We start from the raw sequence: 20970 nt of genomic DNA on the forward strand, positions 1-20970 counted from the left end.
CAGCGTGAAAGGAACCCAGCGATGTCCCGCACACTCGTCGTGGCCGGGCACGGCATGGTCGGCCACCGGCTGGTCACCGACCTGCGGGAGCGTGATGCCGCGGGCGCCTGGCGGATCGTCGTGGTGGGCGAGGAGCGCCACCCGGCCTACGACCGGGTCGCCCTCTCCTCCTACCTGGGCGGGCGCAGCGCCCGCGACCTGAGCCTGGTGGAGCCCGCCACGCTGCGCGACCGGCTGGTGGAGCTGCGCCTTGGCACCCAAGTGGTCTCCATCGACCGCTCGGCCCGCACGGTGTCCACCGACCGCGGCGAGCGCATCGGCTACGACGCGCTCGTCCTGGCCACCGGCTCCCGGCCGTTCGTGCCGCCGCTGCCCGGCCGGGACCTGCCGGGCTGCTTCGTCTACCGCACGCTGGAAGACCTGGACGCGATCCGCGCCGCCGCCGTCCCCGGCGCGCCCGGCGTGGTCATCGGCGGCGGGCTGCTGGGCCTGGAGGCCGCCAACGCGCTGCGGCTGCTGGGCATGCGGCCGCACGTCGTGGAGATGGCGCCGCACCTGATGCCGGTGCAGCTGGACGCGGGCGCCGGCGAGCTGCTGGCCTCGCTGCTGGGCGACATCGGCGTACGGGCGCACTGCGGCCTGTCCACCCGCGCCGTCGAGGCGGGTACCGACGGGCGGGTGTCCGGGGTGCGGCTGGCCGGGCAGCAGGTCCTGCCCGCTCGCGTCGTGGTCTTCTCCGCCGGGGTGCGACCGCGCGACGACCTCGCCGACGGCGCGGTGCTCACCACCGCCGAGCGCGGCGGGTTCCTGGTGGACGAGCACTGCCGTACCGAGGACCCGGCGATCTGGGCGATCGGCGAGTGCGCGGCGGTGCGGGGCCGCACCTACGGGCTGGCCGCGCCCGGCTACCGCATGGCGCAGGCCGTCGCGGGCCAGCTGCTGGGCGAGCGGGACGCCACGTTCCCCGGCGCGGAGATGTCCACCAAGCTCAAGCTGCTGGGCGTGGACGTGGCCAGCTTCGGCGACCCGCACGGCGCGGCGCCCGGCGCGCTCCAGCTGGCGCACACCGACCGCAGGGCCCGTACGTACAAGAAGCTGGTGCTGGGCGAGGACGCGCGCACCCTGCTGGGCGGCGTCCTGGTCGGCGACGCGCGCGCCTACGGACCGCTGCGCTCCCTGGTCGGGCGCGAACTGCCCGCCCCGCCGCACGAGTTGTGGTCAGCGCCGGACGCCCGCTCAGGGGCTTGTGCGGCGTAGCTGAGGTGACGGAGTAGCGGCGGCTCCGTTGGAGGGGCCCGCCGCGGCGGGGGACGATCGCCAGCAACCGCGGCAATTCGCCCGCGGAGGGGCGAAGTTGGCGGCCGCCGGCCGCCGGGCCGCCCCTCGCACCGAGCCGACCGACCGCCCGAGCCGAAGCGGGAGTACGAGCATGCCCCTGGGACAAGTCCCTCACGCGCTGCCCAGGCGCACTTTCGTGGCCGCGGCCACCGCCGCCGCCACCGCCCTGGCCGTGCCCAGCGCACTGGCCGCCGAACCGAGGGGAGCCGTGCCCCGCAGGACCGCAGAGCGGGGGAACTCCGTGATCGTCCGTACGACAGAGGGGCTGATATCGGGCGAGCGCCTGGGCGAGGCCGCCGGTGCCGTCTCGGTCTTCCGCGGCGTCCCGTACGCCGCGCCGCCCGTCGGCGAGCTGCGCTTCGCCTCGCCGCGCCCGCCCGCGCCCTGGCAGGGGGTGCGGGACGCCACCCGGTTCGCCCTGCCCTCCGTACAGGGCGACTACGTGCCCGAGAGCGGCGAGGACTGCCTCTACGCCAACGTCTGGACCCCCGACGTCAAGGGGGCCCGGCCGGTGCTGGTCTACATCCACGGCGGCGGCTGGATGCTGGGCGCGGGCAGCGAGCCGGACTACGACGGCGCCCGCCCGGCCGCGCACGGCGACCTGGTCGTGATCAACTTCAACTACCGGCTGGGCGGCCTGGGCTGGGGTCTGCACAAGGACCTCACCGACCCCGAGACCGGCGGCTTCGCCAACTGGGGCCTGCAGGACCAGGCGGCGCTGCTGCGCTGGGTGCACCGCAACGCCGCGGCCTTCGGCGGCGACCCCGGCAACATCACCCTGGCCGGCACCTCGGCGGGCGGCTCCAGCACCTGGCAGCTGGCCCTGCTGCCCGAACTGCGCGGCATCATCCGGCGGATCATCCCGATCAGCGTCAAACACGTCTGGGAGCCCGCCAGCTCGATGACCCCCGGCGAGTCCGCCGAGGTCTACGAGCACCTCGCGCGCGGCTTCGGCACCACCGTCAAGGGGCTGCGCGGCGTACCGGCCAGGGCGCTGTTCGACGCCTGGGAGAAGGTCTTCTCCGGCAGCCCCACCCAGCGCATCGTCAACGGCGCGCGCGAGTACCGCGGCCCGGTGGTCGACGGCCGCTGGATGCGCGGCTTCGACTACCAGCTGCCCACCCCCGACCTGCCGACGATGGCGATCTTCGGGCGTACGGAAGGCACCTTCTTCACCAAGGGCCCCGGCTACCCCTACCCGGGCAAGCTGCCCACCAACGACGCCGAACTGCGCGTGGTGGTGCGCGAGACCCTGCACAAGGGCGCCGTGAAGGTCTCCGACGAGCAGGTGGAGGAGGTCATCACCGTCTACCGGCGCGCCGCGGCGGCCGAGGGCCGCCCCCAGGACCCGGTGTCCCTGTGGAGCGAGCTGTGGGGCGACGGCCTCTTCCGCTACCAGATCGTGCGGCTGGCCGAGCGCCAGGCCCGCCAGAGCAGTGCCGAGAGCTATGTGATGGAGTTCGCCCACCCCGTCCAGCCGCCCTACTTCGGCACCCCGCACGAGGCCAGCTCCAAGTTCCTGTTCGGCTCCTACGCGCTGCCGCAGAACGCCCCGGCGTACGGCAACGGACCCGACCAGAAGCTGGTCTCGGACACCTTCATCGAGCTGGTGGCCTCCTTCGCCCGCGGCCAACGGCCCACCAGCCCCCACGCGCCCGCCTGGCCCACCTTCGCGCCCGGCCGCCCCAGCGCACTGATCCTCGGCGACAAGATCGCCAAGGGGCGCGCGGCGCGCGTCGCCGATCTGCCCAAGCAGGCCCAACTGCGGTACTGGGACACGGCGGGCTGGGTGCCCCGCCCCTGACCCCACCGCCGACCCGAGCAACGCCCATGACGGACACAGGAACGCCCTGAGGGAAGGAACTGAGGCTCTATGTGCGGACTCGCAGGCTGGGTCGGCTACGACCGCGACCTGAAGAGGCACACCGACACCGCGGCGGCCATGACACGGACGCTGGAGTGCCGGGGACCGGACGACGGGGGCATATGGCAGTCCCCGCACGCCATCCTCGGCCACCGCCGGCTGTCCATCATCGACCTCGAGGGCGGACGGCAGCCGATGCACGTCAGCGCCCCGGACGACGGCGACCCCGTCCTGATCTACACCGGCGAGGTCTACAACTTCCTGGAGCTGCGCGAGGAACTCACCGATCTGGGCCACGAGTTCCGCACCACCAGCGACACCGAGGTCGTGCTGCACGCCTACCTGGAGTGGGGCGAGCACTTCGCCGAGCGCCTGAACGGCATGTACGCCCTGGCCATCTGGGACCCGCGCAGCGAGGAACTCCTCCTGGTGCGCGACCGGATGGGCGTCAAGCCGCTGTTCTACTACCCCACGCCCGACGGCGTGCTCTTCGGCTCCGAGGCCAAGGCGATCCTGGCCAACCCCGAGGCCGAGGCCGTCGTCGACGCCGAGGGCCTGGCGGAGATCTTCGCCATCATCAACACCCCCGGCCACGCCGTCTTCAAGGGCATGTACGAGGTCGTGCCCGGCACGGTCGTCACCTTCCGCCGCGGCGGCCACACCACCCGTACGTACTGGGAGCTCACCGCCCACGAGCACCAGGACGACCTGGAGACCACCATCGTCAAGGTGCGTGAGCTCCTGGAGGACATCGTCGCCCGCCAGCTGATCGCCGACGTCAAGGTCGGCACGCTGCTCTCCGGCGGCCTGGACTCCAGCGCCATCACCGCCATCGCCGCCAAGGTGCGCCGCGAGAAGGGCATCAAGGAGCCGGTCAAGGCCTTCTCGATCGACTTCAAGAACAACGACGAGACCTTCCAGGACAACGGCATCTGGATGGACCCGGACACCCCCTACGCCATCGACGTGGCCGAGCACTGCGGCGCCGAGCACATCGTGGTCGAGCTGGAGAGCGCGGACGTCCTGGACGAGTCGGTGCGCCAGCGCGTCCTGCGCGCCCAGGACCTGCCGATCTCCACCGGCGACATGGAGCACTCGCTCTACCACCTGTGCAAGGCCCTCAAGGAGCAGGTCACCGTCGCGCTGTCCGGCGAGACGGCGGACGAGCTCTTCGGCGGCTACAACTGGTTCTTCGACGAGGAGGCCGTCAACGGGGACACCTTCCCCTGGTACGACGCCTGGCGCCGGCTCGGCGGGCTGGACACCATCAAGGACATCGGCCTGTGGGACCGGCTCGGCCTGGAGGAGTACGTCTCCAAGCGCTACGCCGAGGCGCTGGCCGAAGTCCCGCGCCTGGAGGGCGAGTCGGGCCACGAGGCGCGGATGCGCGAGCTGCTCTACCTCAACATCAGCCGGTGGGAGAACTTCCTGCTGGACCGCAAGGACCGCATCTCCATGGCCGCCAGCCTGGAGGTCCGGGTGCCCTTCACCGACCACCGGCTGGTGGAGTACGTCTTCAACACCCCCTGGGCGATGAAGAACTTCGACGGCCGCGAGAAGAGCCTGCTGCGCGCCGCCTCCGCCCATGTGCTGCCCGAGTCCGTACTGGAGCGCAAGAAGAGCCCCTACCCCTCCACCCAGGAGACGGAGTACGTCACCGCGCTGCGCGACAAGGTCGCGGCGCTGCTGGCGGACGGCTCCCCGGTGCTGCAGATCGTCTCCCGCGAGGGCATCCAGAAGCTGCTGGACAAGCCGCTGGAGTCCTACGCGGCGCTCGGCGGGCTGTGGGGCACCCGGGCCGTGATGGAGCGCCTGGTGGAGTTCAACGCCTGGGCGAGCGACTACAACGTCCGTATCGAGCTGTAGGGGGAGTGTGCGGTGGGTCATGTCCGCGGGGGTTTCCTCCCGCGGACCTGACACAGTTCCCTAGGCTGTCTTGTCCGGGACGCGCCCCAGGGCGACGCTCCCCGTGGAGAGGCCATCGCACCGACAAGCCGGAAGGGAGGGCGCGTTGGAGACCGGCACCGTCGTAGTCAGGGATCTGGCGAGCAAGGGTCCGCCCCGCCGCGCCGTCCCCGCATGCCACGCGCCCTCCCGCAGTCCTGGTGAGAACCCTCGGACGTGAGTCTGTGCCCTGCCGGGCCGGGCGCGGTCCGGACACCGCCCCACGCAGGGGCGGTGGTCCGTCATTCCGCATCAGCACCCGGAGACGGAGCAGGAACGATGACGTCAAGCACGCCCCAGCACGGCACGCACCGCCGTGAGTCCGCCTCGCTCGCAGGCTTAGCCGCGAGGTACCCACTGGCACGGCTTACCGTGCTGGAGTTCTTCATCACCGCCGGCATTCTCTTTCTCATCGCCACCGCCGTGCGGTGGGTGTTCGCCCCGGACGCGCCGCTGGCGGACGTGCTCAACGGCACGTCCGCACAGGTGGTGTTCGGCATCTTCTTCGGCATCGCCAACACCGTGATCGTGCACTTCTCCATGTCCCGGCAGACCGCCGGGCACATGAACCCCTCGGTGACCATCGGGCTGTGGCTGCTGCGCGGCTTCCCCGGGCGCAACGTGGCGCCGTTCTGCGTGGCCCAGATGTGCGGCTCGGTGGCCGGGGTGTGGCTGGCCTCCCTGGCCTGGGGCCCGGTGATGGACGTGGCCTCGGTACGGCACGCCGCGGTGGGACCGGCCGAGGGCTGGAACCTCGCCGGGGTGCTGGCCGTGGAGACCGCGGCCCAGATGGCGTGCATGACCATCGTCGCGGCGCTGATGCTGCGGCCCAGGATCAGCAAGTTCATACCGTTCGCGGTGGGCGGCTCCATAGGCTGCTTCATCATCTTCCTGGGCCCGATCGCGGGCGGTGCGGTCAACCCCGCCCGCCAGTTCGGGCCCGCCGTGCTCTCGGGGCACTTCGCCTTCCTGGCGGCGTACCTGATCGGGCCGGTGCTCGGCGCCGCGGGAGCGGCCGCGCTGGCCGCCGCACTGAGGCCGCCGGCCGCTCCGTCCGTGTCCGGCACCGGGGATTCCCCGGCGGCCGGCGTGGCGCAGCCGGCCGAGAGCGCCGGGGCAGCCCAGCGCACCACGATCACCCACAGCGCCGCGATCGGGACGAGCACCGAGAACCGAGCGCGATCCGCCCGGGCGGACGACCAGGTCCCCCTGTGCGGCTGACCGTACAGACCTGAAGGGACGCCATGAAGGGCCTGATGCTCACCCCGTACGAACCGTCGGTGGTCGACCACTCCCCGGAGTGGGGCAGCGCGGAGCTGGACCTGGAGGCCTACCTGGCCCGGGTCGGCTATCGGGGGCCGCGGGCGAACACCGCCGAGGCGCTGCGCGCGCTGCACCGGGCCCATGCGTCCGCCGTCTGCTTCGAGAACATCGACATCGCCATCGGCCGCGAGGTCTCCATCGGGATCGACGCCCTCCAGCGCAAGCTGGTGGGCCGCGGCCGCGGCGGCTACTGCTACGAGACCAACCTGCTGTTCGCCGCCGCACTGGACCGCTTCGGCTTCCCCGTCACCCGGCTGCTGTCCCGTATCCGCGAGGGGGCGCGCAAGCGGCGGTTCCGCTCGCACACCTCCCTGCTGGTACGGGCGGACGACCAGGTGTGGCTGGCCGACCCCGGCTACGGCTACGCGAGCCTGATGGAGCCCATACCGCTGGCGGAGGGCGCCAGCCTGACCGTGGGCGGCTGGCAGTGGCGGCTGCGCGTGGAGGAGGGCCACTGGGTGCTCGAAGTGATGCGCGGCGGCGGCTGGTTCGACCTGTACGCCTTCCGCCAGGAGCCGCAGTTCCACGTCGACTTCCAGGCCGCGCACTACGTGAGCTCCACCCGGCCCACCTCGCCCTTCGTGGGCCACCTGGTGGTCCAGCAGGGCCAGGAGGGCGCCCGCTATCTGCTGCGGGACCGGGAGCTGCTCACCGAGTACCCCGAGGGCCGCTCCGAGCGCGTCACCTTCGCCCCGCACGCGGTGCTGCGCATCCTGCGCGAGACCTTCCGCCTGCCGCTGACCGACGAGGAGGAGCAGCGGGTCCTGCGCTTCCTGGAGACCCACTGACCGCCTTCGGAGACCCACTGACCGCGCCGCCGCGGCGGCGCACACGAAACCGGCCGGGACCACGCTCCCGGCCGGTTCCTTTGTGCGGTTGTTCAGGGTGGTGCGGTGGTGCGGGGTGCTCGCCAGCCTGTGGGGAAGACAGCCGGTGGCCGTCCTCAGACCGCCGGGCCGGCCTGGAAGGGCCGCTTGGCCTTGGCGTCGCGCAGCGCGTGCGCCCACCAGGTCAGCTGGTCGAGCTGGGTCTTGACGGCGCCGTTCAGACCCGGGTTGGACGTCAGCTTGTTGTCCTCGCCGATCATGTTGAAGACATTGGCGATGCTGACGGTGTCGCGGATGACGGTGGCGTGCAGCTCGGTGAGCGGGGCACGCAGCGCCTCGGAGGCACGGATGCCCGCGCCCATGCCGCCGTAGGAGACCAGCGCGACCGGCTTGGCCTGCCACTCGGCGAAGTGCCAGTCGATGGCGGTCTTCAGCGACGCGGGGTAGGAACGGTTGTACTCCGGGGTCACCAGGACGAAGGCGTCGGCCGCGGCGAAGCGCGGCGCGACCTCCTTGGCCTGCGCCGGGGGCTCCTCGGTGATGCGGTCGGGCAGCTTGACGTCGGCCAGGTCGATGACGTCGATGTCGAACTCGCCGTGCTCGCGGGCCTCTTCGACATACCAGTCGGCGATGCCCGGACCGATGCGGCCCTCGCGGATGCTTCCGATGACGACGGCGAGGCGGAGTCGCTCTGCGGACATGCTGTTACCTCTCTAAGGCTGGGCGGATTCCCTAATGACTCTCTGTGCACGCGCCCAGACGCTCAAGCCGCACGACGGAAATCCGTCACCTTTGCCGCCGGCGGGCGGCACGATCAAGCCACCCGCCGCCGCGCTCGGCCCGCCGCACCCCGCTCCTGGCCACCGCCGCGACGCGCTCGGCGGTCAGCCCCTGCTGCTGGTAGAGGTGCCCGTACGGTGCCCGGGACCCGAAGGCGGCCAGGCTCACCGACTCGCCCGCCGGGCCGAGCATCGCGTACCAGCCCAGCACCCGGCCCGAGGCCACCGAGACGCGCGCCGCGGCCTGCGGGGGGATGACCGAATCCTGGTACTGCCTGGACTGGGCCGCCAGCCACTGCGCGCTGGGCACCGCCACCACGCGGGTGGCGATCCCCTCGCGCTGCAACAACTCCCGCGCGTCCAGGGCGATGCGCTCCTCGCCGTCCACGGCGACCAGTACGGCGCGCGGCCGGCCGCCGTCGGCCTCGGCCAGCACGCACTGTGCCGCGGACGGCGCCGCCGCGCGCTGGTGCGCGGCGGACGCCGTCCTGCGGTGTGCCACCGGGGCACTCATGCGGCCACGTCCTCCGCCGCCCCGCCCTGTGCCTCTTCGGCGCCCTTCTGGGCCCCTTGGGCCAGCAGCCCGCCCAGCAGGGAGGCGACGATGCGCGGGCCGTCCTGGGTGAGCACCGACTCGGCGTGGAACTGCATGGAGGCGAAGCCGGGGCCGCGCAGCGCGTGCACCTCGCCGGTGTCCGGATCGCGGCTGACCTCGACCACCCCCACCCCGGGGCAGTCCGCCTTGTCCTCGGCGCTGCGCGCGGCGAAGGTGTTGTAGAAGCCGACCCGTTCGGGGGCGCCGAACAGGTCGATGGCGTGCTGCACGCCCTGGTTGGGCACGTCGCGGCGCTTCACGTCGAAGCCGAGCTCCAGGCTGAGGGCCTGATGGCTCAGACACACCGCCAGGAACGGCCGCCGCTCGTCCAGCAGGGTGCGCACCGCGGAGCGGATGTGCGCGATCTTGGGGTGCGACAGCTCGCGCGGATCGCCGGGCCCCGGGCCCATCACGACCAGGTCGTAGCCGTCGTCGAAGGAGTACGGCTCGTCGAACCGACGGACCGTCACCTCAAGCCCCAGCGACCTCAGTTGGTGGTCGATCATCGAGGTGAAGGTGTCCTCGGCGTCCACCACCAGCACCCGCCGCCCGGCCAGGACCGGGTCCTGGCGCCCGCCCACCGTGGCCCCGGCCAGCCAGAAGTCGGCGATGGTGGTGTTGCGGGTCGCCAGCGCCGCCCGTACCTGCGGGTGGTCGCTGAAGCGGGTGGGCCCGCCCTGCTGGAGCGCCGCCAGCAGCCCGGAGGCCTTGGCGCGGGTCTCGGCGGCCTCGGATGCCGGGTCGGAGTGGCGGACGAGGGTGGCGCCGACCCCGATGCGTACCCGGCCGCCGGAGTCGATGTCGGCGGTGCGGATGAGGATGGAGGAGTCCAGGGTGCGCCCGCCCCGCTCGTCGCGGCCGATGAGCGCGACGATGCCGCTGTAGTAACCCCGGCCGTGCGGCTCGTACTTGTCGATGACCCGGCAGGCGCTCTCCAGCGGCGAGCCGGTGACGGTGGGTGCGAACATCGTCTCGTGCAGGATGCGGCGCGGGTCGCGGTCGGTGCGGCCCTCGATGAAGTACTCGGTGTGCGCCAGGCGGGCCATCTCCTTGAGGAAGGGGCCCACCACCCGGCCGCCGGACTCGCAGATCCGGGCCATCATCTTCAGTTCCTCGTCCACCACCATGTACAGCTCGTCGGCCTCCTTGCGGTCGGCGAGGAAGTCCATCACCTCCGGGAGGGTCGGGCCGGTGGACGGGTAGCGGTAGGTGCCGCTGATGGGGTTCATCACGGCGGTGCCGCCGTGCACGCTGACGTGCCGCTCGGGGGTGGCCCCGACCAGGGTGCGCTCCCCGGTGTGCATGATGAAGGTCCAGTACGCCCCGGACTCGCGCTCCATCAGGCGCCGGAAGAAGGCCAGCGCGGTGCGCGGGGAGTAGTCGGAGATATCGGCGATGAAGGTGCGCTTGAGGACGAAGTTGGCGCCCTCGCCCTCGCCGATCTCGTCGGTGACGATGCGCCGTACGGTCTCGGCGTACTGCGCGTCGTCCAGGTCGAAGTACCCCTCGGACAGCTCGATGGGCACGTCCGGGATGCGCGCGAGCACATCGGCGACGGCCATGGTGGCCTGGCCGGTGACCGTCATCGCCAGCAGCGGCGCGCCGTCGTCGGGCGCGGCGTAGCCCCGCTCGGCGATCTGCCGGTAGGGCACCAGCGCCAGGACGTCCTGGCGGGAGCCGCCGGTGGTGCGCGCGCTCCCGTCGGGCAGCGGGATGTCCTTCAGCGTGCCGGGCGTGCAGACCTCGCCGATCAGTACGTCCAGCGAGTCGGGCCCGGTGGTCTCGGGCCGGTGCAGCAGCGCGAACGCGGGCGGATTGTGCCCCAGGACGCGGTAGAGCAGGTCGTCGCTCACGTCTGAACCCCCTTGCTGATGCTCGTGGCGTCCGTGAGGACCTCCTTGGCGGTCAGGACGACGGCGCAGCGGGCTGCGGCGTACTCCAGCGCCATCCGGTGGTATCCCTCGGAGAAGTCGGCGACGGCGTCGGCGACCAGGAAGGTCTCGATGTCGTTGGTGAACGCCTCGATGGAGGTCGCCAGCACACCGATGTGCGCGTAGATGCCGCACACGACCAGCTGGTCGCGGCCGTGCGCGCGCATCCGCTCCAGCAGGTCGGAGCGGAAGAAGGCGCTGTAGCGCCACTTGGTGAAGACCCAGTCGCCGGGAGCCGGCGCGAGCGGGTCGATCACCTCGCGGTCGGCGGGGTCCACCCGCATGCCGGGGCCCCAGAAGTCCTTGAGCAGTCCGCGCTGCTGCTCGTCCATGCCGCCGGGCTGGGTCGTGTACGCGACGGGGATGCCCAGGGCGGCGCACTCGTTGCGCAACTCGGTGGCGTTGCGCACCAGTTCGTCCTTGGGGCCGCCGGCGTCGGGGAAGGGCTTGAGGAAGTAGCGCTGCATGTCGTGGACGAGCAGCACCGCACGGGCCGGGTCCACGCTCCACTGCGCGGTGTTGTCGGGCAGGTCTCCCGCTGTCGGCATCCGATAGGGCTGTATGGGGCCAATGCCTGCCATGGTGTCCTTTCCAGTCTCGTCTCTCGTGTACCGGTGGCGGGGGCGTGGGGCACGCCGGGGCCCGGCGGACCGGGATACGGGGTGCTAGACGCCGAGGGAGGCGCCACCGTCCACGGTGAGGTCGTGCAGGGTGATGTGGGCGGCCTTGTCGGAGAGCAGGAAGACCACCGCGTCGGCGATGTCGGAGGGCAGCGCCAGCTTGCGCAGCGGAATCCCTACGCGGTACGCGTCCGGGCGGCCCTCCAGGGTGCCGATGCGCCCCGAGTCGTCGTCCCACATCGAGCGCAGCATGGGGGTGTCCGTGGAGCCGGGAGCCACCAGGTTGCAGCGGATCCCGTACTTGGCCACCTCCAGGCCGAGCGACTTGGTGAACAGCGTCGCGGCGGCCTTGGACGCCGAGTACGCCGCCATGCCGGCCCGGGGGGTGCCCGCCGCGTTGGACGCGACGGTCACGATCGCCCCCCTGGAGCGCTTGACCATGCGGTTGATCACGGCACGGGAGACGTAGAAGACCCCGGTGACATTGACCGCGAACATGGCCTTGAAGTCCTCGTCGGAGAGGTTCCACACCTCTCCCAGCCGCAGCACCCCGGCGGCGTTGACGAGATAGCTGATCGGGCCGAGCTGTTTTTCGACCTCCTCGACGACGGATTCCACATCGGCGCTGTCGGTGACGTCCGCCTTGAAGGCCTGCGCGCGCAGACCCGCGTCGTTCAACTCGCCTACGATTTCCATGAGTCCGGAGGCTTCGCGGTCCACGGCCGCCACCGCGTGGCCTTCCTCGGCCAGCACCTTGACCACCGCCGCGCCGATGCCACCGGCTGCCCCCGTCACAAGGGCGACCCGTTGCTCCATATGCTCTTCTCCAAGTCTCCAGGCGTGCTGGTTCCGTGGGGTGTCCGTCCCGTGCCGATACGGCAGCGCACCGGCGGGGCCTCAGCCACGCCAGGCGGAGACGACGGAGACGGCCTGCCACGGGTTCAGCCGCGGGTCGCAGCAGCTGGTGTACTTGTCCCCGACCCGGTCGGCGAAGGAGCCGTTGGCGACGCACTCGGTCACGTCGTCGGGGGTGGTCTCCAGATGGAGACCGCCGGCCACTCCGCCCTGTGAGGTGACGGCGGCCTGGAAGTCCTGGACTTCCTGCTCCACCGTCTCCAGGTACCGGGTCTTCAGACCCTCGGGCGTGGTCACCGTATTGCCGTGCATCGGGTCGCACAGCCAGATGACCGGGTGGCCCGCGGCACGCACTGCCTTGACCAGTTCCGGAAGCCGCTCGGCGGCGTTCTTGGCCCCCATCCGGGAGATGAGCAGCAGCCGGCCCTTCTCGCGCTGCGGGTCCAGGCGCTCGCACAGGCCCAGCAGCTCGGGGACCGACATCTTGGGGCCGACCTTGCAGCCCACGGGGTTGACGACCTTGGCCAGCAGGGCGACGTGCGCCCCGTCCAGCTGCCGGGTGCGCTCGCCGATCCACGGCAGGTGGGTGGAGGTGAGCGCGAGATTGCCCTCGCTGTCGCGGCGGACCATGGGCAGCTCGTAGTCCATGAGCAGTGCCTCGTGGCTGGTCCACACCTGCGGGTCGATGGGCGAGCGGTCGCCGTCCAGCCAGCCCAGGTGGGAGAAGACGTCCTGGGCGGCGCGGTAGCCGGCTATCAGCCGTTTGGGATCGGGCCTGCGGCCCTCGGCGTCCGGCTCGGGGCTGTTGACCATGTGGCCGCGGAACACGGGCAGTTCGACGCCGCCGACCGTCTCGTAGTTGTTCGAGCGCGGCTTGCCGTACTGTCCGCCGATGCGGCCGATCCGCAGCACCGGACGATGAGTGATCATCTTCATCGCGCCGGCCAGCAGGTCCAGCACGGCGGCCTTGCGCGAGACGTACCCCAGCGAGCTCTCCGCGGGGTCCTCGGCGCAGTCGCCGGCCTGCACGATCTGGGCCTCGCCGTCCGCCACTTGAGCCAGCAGCGAGCGCAGGGTGCGCAGATCGTGGAACTGGGCGAGCGGCGGGGACGCCTCCAGGGCGGCCCTGACCTTCTCGACCAGCGATGAGTCGCCCTCATCCCATTCCGGCTGTTGCAGGCACGGTTTCCAGCGGATGTCGGGCAGAAGAACGTGATGCACGGATGCCTCCAGGAGGGAAGGGGGAGCAGTGCGCGGGCCTGCTCGTCAGTCTTGGAGTTCACCGGCTCGGGCTTTCCGGGTCATGGAGAATTTCCCGGCCGGGGTGTCGGTGGCGCCGTACGAATGCCGTTGTCGGGCTCGGGCTGGATCTGACGGCCGCATACGGCGGAGCGTGGGCCGCTCCCCCGTGGTGCGGGGCACTGTTCAGCGCCGGGTCGGTGCGCGTGCCGCCGCCGTCGAGGCCGGCATGGTTCTTGGCCCAAAATCCTGTGGCGAATCGGGAGTTACTGCCAATGCCGGGCGGAACACTTCGTCACATGTCCGGCAACTCCATCAAGTCGGGCAGTGCCCTTCAGGTAAAGATGAAGCAAATGGTTGCGCCGCTCATCCTGGATGCATAGCGTCCAGGTTAAGAAAGCCGGATGTACGGTGGAGCCGAAGTGACGTGCACTGTTCCGCGGTGAAAACCCGCCCGCGCAAACGGTGTTGGGACACCCTCTGGAGGGGTACCGCCTGCTGCGCCAGTGCTTTCTCCGTGTGCAGCGAGAGGAGTCGTGATGCTTTCCTCACGAGAGGCGCCGGCGGCGGACGAACAACCGCGCCTGCGCCGCCTGATGTACGAAGGCGTCGCGCCGTGGATGGACGGCGTGGGCCGGAGCCTGCTGGCGGCCGGCGGACTGTCCCGCCATATCGACGAAACCGGAATTCGAGGCGCCGTCTCGAATCCAGAGGTCCTCCTGCGTCTCTTGAGCGAGTCGGAGGTCTACCGCGACCTGCTGAGCGCTCTCGCCGAGCGCGGCGCCTCCGCCCAGAGCGCGCTGCGCGAACTGACCACCCATGAATCCCGCTGGTGCGCGGACGAGTTACGACCGGTCTTCGAGGCGGGCCGCGGACTGGACGGCCGCGTCTCGGTGGACCTGGACCCGCGCCGCGCCCATCAGTCCGGCGCGACCCTGGCCGAAGCCGCCACGCTCAGCGGGCAGTTGGGCCGCAGTAACGTCCTGGTCAAAATTCCGGCCACTTTCGAGGGCCTGACGGCGATGCGCGACTGTCTGCGCCAGGGCATCGGCGTACACGCCACCCACATCTACTCCGTACGCCGCTACCGCGAGGTGGCCGACGTCTACTTCGAAGGGCTGGAGCAGGCCCTGGCGCGCGGGCGCCGGCTCGCGGACATCGCCTCGGTGGCCGAGCTGCCGGTCGCCCGGCTGGACGCCGAGGTGGACGCGCGCCTGGAGGAGGCGGGCACCGCCAGCGCCCTGGCCCTGCGCGGCGAGGCGGCGCTGGCCACCGGGCGGCTGATGTACGCGGAGTACGAGGCGCGCCTGGGCGGTGCGCGCTGGCGCGGCCTGCGCGCGGCCGGGGCCCGCCCGCAGCGGCTGCTGTGGTCCACCTGGCGCCCCGGCGGCCCGGCCGTGCCGCACCCGCGCTACACCGGCCGCATGGTCGCCTGGGGCACCGTCCTCGCGCTGCCGGAGACCGCGCTGCGGGAGGTCTCGCGCCGCTCCCTGCTGCGCGGCGACACCCTCTCGGGCCGGGCCCGCCCCGCCGCCGCGCTGTGGGACCGTCTGGAGCGCAACGGCATCTCCCAGGACGCGGTGGCCGACAAGCTGCTGGAACAGGGCGTGGACCGGCTCGCCGAGGTCCGCCGCGCGCTGCTGGTGACGCTGGGCGAGCAACTGGCCCTGCCGCACGGGCCGGTGTGAGGCCGGGGCCCTGATGGCCGGGTGGGGCGCCGGTGGCCCCGCGCTGCGCCCGGAGGCGTACGGGACGGGGAGAAACACCCCAAGGGCCGGTAAAACGGCCTGATTGGGCGGCTGTGGTGACGGATTACGGTGCGCGTGGGCACCGGCTGTGTAACCCTGAGCCGCGCTGGGAAGCGTTGGAGCGCGCGGTACGGAACGTCACCGCGCGCTGTCACAGAGCGCCGGTCGGCGCGGTGCCGCAAGGCGCCGTACCGGACGGTTCGCCACCGGAACTCCCGGCGGGCGCCGCGGTACGGGAAGGCGCCGTACCGGGCCGACCGGTGGCGATCGCGGCGGTGTCCTACGGAGTGGTGCGGGCTGGCACCGCGCCGCAGGCCCACCGTCCGCCTCACGCGGGGCCGACCGGTGCCGCGCCGCAGGACCCGACGCCGAGCACGGCGTCGCCGCAAGGAGCACGGCATCGAAAGGGGCGGTGCCGCCGACGCGGCGTCGCGCACCACCGCGGCATCGGGTGACCCGGATCCGTACGGCTGACCCCCGGGCGGCGCGGCACCGATCACGGCGGCAGGGCGCAGTCCCCGCCGCACCACCCCTGAACCGGCCCGCACGACCTGAACGAGACCGCACGGCCTGAACCAGCCCGAACGGCCTGAACCAGCCCGTAAAAGCAGCGAATCCGGTGTCCGCGCCTCCGGCGCGGGGGCGCCGGAGCGGACATCCGGAGAGGTGGTGAGGGGCAGGCGGGGTGCCCTGCGGTGCGTACGGCGCCGGAGCGGACGGCGCCGTATACGGCCTCAGGACTTGTGCAGCACCGCCTGGTGCTCCTGGACCAGCGCGGAGGGCCGGCGTCCGGGGAACTCCGCGTCGGCCAGCGCGGCCATCGGGGCGGCCTTGACGGCCGTCTCCTCGAACTCCGCGTCGGAGTCGGACAGCGCGATGATGGCGCCGCCCACCCCGTAGCGGACCTGCTGCTCGGTGACGACCGCGGTGCGGATGACCACGCTCAGATCCACCGCGCCGGTCAGCGAGAAGTAGCCGATGGCCCCGGAGTAGACCCCGCGCGGTCCGCTCTCCAGGCGGTCGATGATCTGCATCGTGCGCTCCTTGGGCGCGCCGGTCATCGACCCGGGCGGGAAGGAGGCCCGTACGCAGTCCACGGGGGTGCTCTCGGGACGCAACTGGGCGCGGATGGTGCTCACCAGGTGGTGGGCCTTGGCGTAGCTCTCCACCCGGAAGATCTCCGAGGCGTCGACCGTGCCGATCTCGGCGCAGCGGCCCAGGTCATTGCGGACCAGGTCGACGATCATGAGGTTCTCGGCGCGGTCCTTCTCGTTGGTGAGCAGGTCGGCGACGAGCTGCGCGTCCTCCTGCGGGGTGGCGCCGCGCGGCCGGGTCCCCTTGATCGGCTTGGACTCCGCCTGGCCGCTCGCCCCGATGCGCAGGAACCGCTCGGGCGAGGTGCTGAGCACCGACAGGCCGCCGAAGCGCAGCAGCGCGCCGAAGGGGGCCGGGCTGATGCGGCGCAGGTACTGGTAGCCCTGCCACGGGTCGAGCCGGCCCTGCGCCTGGGCCATGTTGGTCAGGCAGACCTCGTAGCTCTCCCCGGCGGCGATCTCCTCCTGGCAGACGTCGATCAACTTCAGGTAGGCGTCCCGGTCGTGACGCAGCGTCAGTGCGCCGAGCGCGTCCGGCCGCCCGGCCCACTGCGGGGCCACTCCGGCGATCGCGCCCAGGTGGTGGTCCGCGGCGTCCAGCCAGCGCAGCGCCGGGGCCTCCTCGCCCTCCTCCGCCAGGGCGAGAAGGTAGCTGGTGCCCGTACGGTGGTCGAGCACCAGGGCGCGGTCGCTGAAGACCATGGTGGCGTCCGGCTCCTCGGGGCGCGGGCCGCGCTCGCCGCCGCACTCGGCCTTCAGGCCGTAGCCGAGGTAGCCGACCCAGCCGAGCGCGAAGTCGCAGGGCAGCTCGGGCACTTCGGTGCGGGTGGCGCGCTGCTCGCGGTCCAGCCAGGTCAGGAACTCACCGGTGACGATCTCGGTGGACTGCGCGGAGCGCACGGTCACCGTCGAGGACCACACATCGGCGGTCGCCACCCGGGCCAGCGGGCCGGAGGCGTCACCCATGATGGAGAATCGTCCCTGCGGGTCCTGAGGACGGCTGCTGTCGAGCCAGTAGGCGTGGTCGCCCTGGCGGAAGAGGCGGTCGAAGGCGACCTCGGCGTCCCAGCGGGTGGGCAGCGTGCGCGCCAGGACCCGCAGCCTGCGCTGCGCGGGCGCCGGCTCCTTGGCCGGGGCGGGCGGCAGGGTCAGGGCGGTGGCCGGCTCGCGGCCGCTGAGCCAGTTGTGGTCCTCGGCCAGCTCGGTGAAGTTGCGCAGGATCTGCCGCCCGTGCTCGCTGCCGATCGACTCCGGGTGGAACTGCACGCCCCACAGCGGCCGGTAGCGGTGGCGCAGCCCCATCAGGATGCCGTCCTGCGTCCAGGCGGTCGCCTCCATCTCCTCCGGCAGCCGGTCCACCGCCAGCGAGTGGTAGCGCACCACGTTGAACGGCGAGGGCAGCCCCGCGAAGATCCCGCTGCCCGAGTGCGTCACGGCGGAGATTCGGCCGTGGTACGGCTGAGGTGCCCGCGCCACCCTGGCACCGCTCATCAGCGCGATGCCCTGGTGGCCCAGGCACACCCCCAGGGTGGGCAGCGAGCCGTACTGCAGCACGTCCCGGCAGATCCCGAAGTCCTCGGCCCTGGCGGGGTTCCCCGGTCCCGGCGAGAGCACCACGCCGTCGAAGGCCGACAGGTGGCGGGCGTGCCAGCGTGGATCGTCGTTGGGCACGACTTCCGGTTCCTGTCCGGTCACCTCGGCCAGGTGGTGGAACAGGTTGTAGGTGAAGGAGTCATGATTGTCGATCAGCAGTATGCGCACGCTGTCCCCCTTGGCTGTGACGAGCTTGCTGTGAACGTACGGTGTGAACGCCGTGCTCGGGCGGGCCAACGCCGGAGCGGCGCATTCCGGTAAGTACCGGCCGAATAACAGCTGTTGGCGTGGCGCAGAACCATTCCCGCGCTGTTCTGGGCGCCGGTTCCGGACGCCGGGAGCGGGCCGCCTGCGGCGCAAGTCCGCCGAAGGGCGGGAGAGGTCACCGTAGTTGACGTCTGCGAGGGTGCAAAGGCCGGGGGTGCCTGGTGCCATTGCCGGCCGTGTGCCCGGAATGCCGACCGCTCGCCGTCACGCGTCCGTGCCTGGTGGCCGCGGTGAAACGACCGTATGGAATCGTGTGCTCGTGCGCTTGCGGTTTCTGCGGCATCCACGGGGCAACTCCCCTCATCGTTCCCGAGGTATGGCCTTAGCCTTGCTTAAAGAACGCGCAAAGCAAAAGGTGATCTGATGACAGAGCCGTCGGCCTCGGGGGGTGGCCCGGGCACCGCCCGACCGCCCTGACGAGCAAAGAAGCACCGGGTCAAGAGCCGGTAATGATTGACGGCTGCGATGCAGCCTCGTAACTTCAGTGCGGGCGGCCTGACGGCCGGCGATCCGGAGCGGGGGAGTGAGGGTCATGAAGCCGCCGAACAGGGACGCCTTAGGTGCGAGCATGATCGAGATGCTGGAATTGCTCGCCGACGAGGCACCGTTGGACCAGTTCGAGTCAGTCGTCTCGAAGGCGCGCCAAGCGGGGGTCCAGGGCGCGGAGTTGGAACAGCTGGAGAATGTCCTCCAGCTGGCTCTGCGCATCTATTCACGCCTTCAGCGCGGGCAGCAGCGCGAGGCCGGCATGTCCGCCCTGGTCGACATCGCCCGCGAACTGGCCGCGCCGTACGACCTGGACGAACTCCTGCGGGGGATCACGCGCCGCACCCGGCTTCTGCTGGGTACGGACATGGCCTACATCGCCCTGCGCGACGAGGAGAAGGGCGTATTCCGCATACGCACTTCCGACGGCCACATATCGCGCCTCAACGTCGGACTGGAACTCCCCGACAGCGCGGGCCTGGGCATCGACGCGATGAGCAGTTCCTCGCCGTCCTGGAGCCCGGACTACCTCAACGACGACCGCATCCAGCACAGCAACAACATCGACGAGGTCGTCAAGGCCGAGAAGCAGCGCGCGGTGATGGCCGTGCCGCTCATCGAGGGCAACCGCCCGCTGGGCGCCCTGTACGTCGCCAGCCGCAGCGTGCGGCACTTCACCCCGGACGAGACCGCCCTGATGAGCTCGCTGGCCGAGCTGGTCGGGGTGGCCATCTCCCGGGCCTCCCTGCTGGACCGGGTGGCCTCGGAGACCTCCGAACTGGAGCGGCACAGCTCCGAGATCGAGGCACAGATGCGCGAGCTCCAGGGGCTGCGGGAGACGCACATCGGACTCGTCGAGCAGATGCTGGGCGGCATCGACCTCCAGGAGTTCGCCGAGGAGGCCGGGCGCACCGTCAACGGCCCGCTGCGCATCCTGGGGCCGGACGGCTCGGTGCTGGTCACCGTCGGGGAGATGCCCGAGATCCCGGAGTCGCTGATCACCACGGCCACCATGGACGCGCACGCCAACCGGGAGCCCAGGGAGGTCGCCGACGGCCTGTGGGCGGCGCCGCTGTTCGCCGGCAGGGAGGCGCTGGGCACCCTGCTGCTGCAGCCCTCGGACGTGATGGGCGGGTACGACCTGCGGATGCTGCGGCTGGTGATCCGTACGGTCGCCCTCCAACTCCTGCTGCAAAACAGCCGGGACAGCGTCGTGGAGGACCAGGCGCGCGACGAACTGCTGGAGGACCTGCTGGCCAACCCCGGCATGCCCAGCCCCCGCATCGAGCGCAGGGCCCGCCGCTTCGGCATCGAACTCGACCAGCCGCACATCGTGATCATCATCCGGCCCGAGGAGGACACCCGCGGCAAGGAAGTGGTCTGGGCCGCCTCCTACGCCGCCCGGATGGGCGGGCTCAAGAGCATGCACGACGGGCGCGCGGTGCTGCTGCTGCCCGGCGAGGACGCCAGCGCGGCCGCCCGCGCCGCCTTCGAGAAGCTCACGCCACTGCTCAAGGAGTCCCCGACGGTCAGCGCCGCCGGGCCGGTGACCGATCCGGCCGCGGTGCACCAGACCTATATGGAGGCCAAGCGCTGCCTGGACGCGATGACCGCGCTCGGCGTCGCCGGACGCCCCGCCTCCGCTCGTGAACTGGGCTATCTCGGGCTCCTCCTCTCCGACAATCACGATGTGGAAGGCTTCATCGCCTCCGCTGTGGGCCCGGTCATCGACTACGACCGGCAGCGGCTGACGGAGCTGACCCGCACGCTGGAGGTCTACTTCAGCGCGGGCAACAGCCCCACGTACGCCGCCAAGAAGCTGCATGTCCACCCCAACACCGTCGCCCGGCGCATCGAGCGGATCAGTGAACTGCTGGGCCCGGAATGGCAGCAGGCCGACCGGGCGCTGGAGATCCAGCTGGCGCTGCGCCTGTTCCGGATGCGGCACACCCTGCGCGAGCGCGAGGCCCCGTCGGCCGCCGACGCCGTCCGCGACCACGAGGGGTAGCGCGCAGACGGTGCCGGGGTCCGACGGGGCCCAACTGCCGGGTCAGGACTGTGCAGCGCCCGCGCCCAGTCCTGACCCTGTCGGATCGCGTCCTGACCGTGCCGTTGACCCGACGGCCGGTCCGTACCGCTGACCCGTGTGACCAACGCGCGTGCCGGTTCCCTCCGTTGACCCACGCGGTCGGCCCGTATGCGCGGTCAGCCGGGCTGACCGCCGCGGCCGGTCCGTGCTTCCGGCCGCTGCCCCTGTTCCGGTTCTCCGGGTTCCGGCCCGCCGCCACCGGCCCGTGCGGCCGGTGCAGTGGTGTGTCGAGCCGGGTGACCGGTCCGTGCGGCCGGTCGGGGCTGTTTCGGTGTGGTGTTGTTCCGCTGTACTGCCGCCACGGTCTCCCGTGGCCCTTGCTCACCGGCCGCTGTACCGGCCCCGCCCGCTGACCCGTGCGGTCGAGGCCCAGCCTCC

Annotated in this window: 14 protein-coding genes; 7 read left to right on the top strand and 7 right to left on the bottom strand. The window is 71.6% G+C overall.

Annotation, left to right across the window (positions count from 1 at the left end):
- The first annotated feature begins 21 nt into the window (after positions 1-21).
- The 5 genes from AC4IJH_RS33850 to AC4IJH_RS33870 all read left to right on the top strand — a co-directional run bounded on the left by AC4IJH_RS33850 (position 22) and on the right by AC4IJH_RS33870 (position 7257).
- Positions 22-1257 (top strand): NAD(P)/FAD-dependent oxidoreductase, encoded by a 1236-nt coding sequence (locus AC4IJH_RS33850; RefSeq protein ID WP_490855776.1) that lies wholly within the window; start codon positions 22-24, stop codon positions 1255-1257.
- Between the two features lie 172 nt (positions 1258-1429).
- Positions 1430-3142 (top strand): carboxylesterase family protein, encoded by a 1713-nt coding sequence (locus tag AC4IJH_RS33855; RefSeq protein WP_490855777.1) that lies wholly within the window; start codon positions 1430-1432, stop codon positions 3140-3142.
- Positions 3143-3211: 69 nt separating this feature from the next.
- Positions 3212-5068: an asparagine synthase (glutamine-hydrolyzing) gene (asnB, locus tag AC4IJH_RS33860; RefSeq protein WP_490855778.1), complete on the top strand. Its 1857-nt coding sequence runs from the start codon at positions 3212-3214 to the stop codon at positions 5066-5068.
- 450 nt (positions 5069-5518) lie between these two features.
- Positions 5519-6367 (top strand): aquaporin, encoded by an 849-nt coding sequence (locus AC4IJH_RS33865; RefSeq protein WP_490855779.1) that lies wholly within the window; start codon positions 5519-5521, stop codon positions 6365-6367.
- Between the two features lie 23 nt (positions 6368-6390).
- The gene (locus AC4IJH_RS33870) at positions 6391-7257 is read left to right on the top strand and encodes an arylamine N-acetyltransferase family protein (protein ID WP_490855780.1); all 867 of its coding nucleotides are present in this window, start codon (positions 6391-6393) and stop codon (positions 7255-7257) included.
- A 155-nt stretch (positions 7258-7412) separates the two neighbouring features.
- On the opposite strand, the gene AC4IJH_RS33875 is transcribed toward AC4IJH_RS33870, so the two are convergent.
- From AC4IJH_RS33875 to AC4IJH_RS33900, 6 genes are all read right to left on the bottom strand, one after another.
- Positions 7413-7997, bottom strand: coding sequence for an NADPH-dependent FMN reductase (locus tag AC4IJH_RS33875; RefSeq protein ID WP_490855781.1), 585 nt, complete (start codon positions 7995-7997; stop codon positions 7413-7415).
- 85 nt (positions 7998-8082) lie between these two features.
- Positions 8083-8589 carry a transketolase-like TK C-terminal-containing protein gene (locus AC4IJH_RS33880; RefSeq protein ID WP_490855782.1) on the bottom strand — a complete coding sequence of 169 codons (507 nt, stop codon included), beginning with the start codon at positions 8587-8589 and terminating at the stop codon, positions 8083-8085.
- The gene (locus AC4IJH_RS33885) at positions 8586-10523 is read right to left on the bottom strand and encodes an anthranilate synthase family protein (protein ID WP_490855783.1); all 1938 of its coding nucleotides are present in this window, start codon (positions 10521-10523) and stop codon (positions 8586-8588) included. Before AC4IJH_RS33885 ends, AC4IJH_RS33880 begins: the two co-directional genes overlap by 4 nt.
- Positions 10520-11182: an isochorismatase family protein gene (locus AC4IJH_RS33890; RefSeq protein WP_490855784.1), complete on the bottom strand. Its 663-nt coding sequence runs from the start codon at positions 11180-11182 to the stop codon at positions 10520-10522. The genes AC4IJH_RS33885 and AC4IJH_RS33890 overlap by 4 nt, the downstream gene beginning before the upstream one ends.
- Before the next feature lie 84 nt (positions 11183-11266).
- Positions 11267-12037 carry a 2,3-dihydro-2,3-dihydroxybenzoate dehydrogenase gene (locus AC4IJH_RS33895; RefSeq protein WP_490855785.1) on the bottom strand — a complete coding sequence of 257 codons (771 nt, stop codon included), beginning with the start codon at positions 12035-12037 and terminating at the stop codon, positions 11267-11269.
- A gap of 81 nt (positions 12038-12118) precedes the next feature.
- Positions 12119-13297 (bottom strand): 3-deoxy-7-phosphoheptulonate synthase, encoded by a 1179-nt coding sequence (locus AC4IJH_RS33900; RefSeq protein ID WP_490855786.1) that lies wholly within the window; start codon positions 13295-13297, stop codon positions 12119-12121.
- A 557-nt stretch (positions 13298-13854) separates the two neighbouring features.
- On the opposite strand from AC4IJH_RS33900, the gene AC4IJH_RS33905 reads away from it, so the two are divergent.
- A complete protein-coding gene (locus AC4IJH_RS33905) occupies positions 13855-15003 on the top strand; it encodes a transaldolase family protein (protein ID WP_490855787.1) in 1149 nt (382 codons plus the stop codon).
- Positions 15004-15797: 794 nt separating this feature from the next.
- Here AC4IJH_RS33905 and pabB read toward each other — a convergent pair.
- Complete coding sequence (gene pabB / locus AC4IJH_RS33910) at positions 15798-17918, bottom strand: aminodeoxychorismate synthase component I (RefSeq protein WP_490855788.1); 2121 nt, start codon at positions 17916-17918, stop codon at positions 15798-15800.
- Between the two features lie 667 nt (positions 17919-18585).
- On the opposite strand from pabB, the gene AC4IJH_RS33915 reads away from it, so the two are divergent.
- Positions 18586-20511, top strand: coding sequence for a helix-turn-helix domain-containing protein (locus AC4IJH_RS33915; RefSeq protein ID WP_490855789.1), 1926 nt, complete (start codon positions 18586-18588; stop codon positions 20509-20511).
- Positions 20512-20970: the final 459 nt, after the last annotated feature.

This window comes from Streptomyces sp. UF-297, from assembly GCF_058245575.1.

Coding starts and splice junctions, on each gene's coding strand:
- AC4IJH_RS33850 (WP_490855776.1), top strand. CDS start 22: ATGTCCCGCACACTCGTCGTGGCCGGGCACGGCATGGTCGGCCACCGG.
- AC4IJH_RS33855 (WP_490855777.1), top strand. CDS start 1,430: ATGCCCCTGGGACAAGTCCCTCACGCGCTGCCCAGGCGCACTTTCGTG.
- asnB (WP_490855778.1), top strand. CDS start 3,212: ATGTGCGGACTCGCAGGCTGGGTCGGCTACGACCGCGACCTGAAGAGG.
- AC4IJH_RS33870 (WP_490855780.1), top strand. CDS start 6,391: ATGAAGGGCCTGATGCTCACCCCGTACGAACCGTCGGTGGTCGACCAC.
- AC4IJH_RS33875 (WP_490855781.1), bottom strand. CDS start 7,997: ATGTCCGCAGAGCGACTCCGCCTCGCCGTCGTCATCGGAAGCATCCGC.
- AC4IJH_RS33880 (WP_490855782.1), bottom strand. CDS start 8,589: ATGAGTGCCCCGGTGGCACACCGCAGGACGGCGTCCGCCGCGCACCAG.
- AC4IJH_RS33890 (WP_490855784.1), bottom strand. CDS start 11,182: ATGGCAGGCATTGGCCCCATACAGCCCTATCGGATGCCGACAGCGGGA.
- AC4IJH_RS33895 (WP_490855785.1), bottom strand. CDS start 12,037: ATGGAGCAACGGGTCGCCCTTGTGACGGGGGCAGCCGGTGGCATCGGC.
- AC4IJH_RS33905 (WP_490855787.1), top strand. CDS start 13,855: ATGCTTTCCTCACGAGAGGCGCCGGCGGCGGACGAACAACCGCGCCTG.
- AC4IJH_RS33915 (WP_490855789.1), top strand. CDS start 18,586: ATGATCGAGATGCTGGAATTGCTCGCCGACGAGGCACCGTTGGACCAG.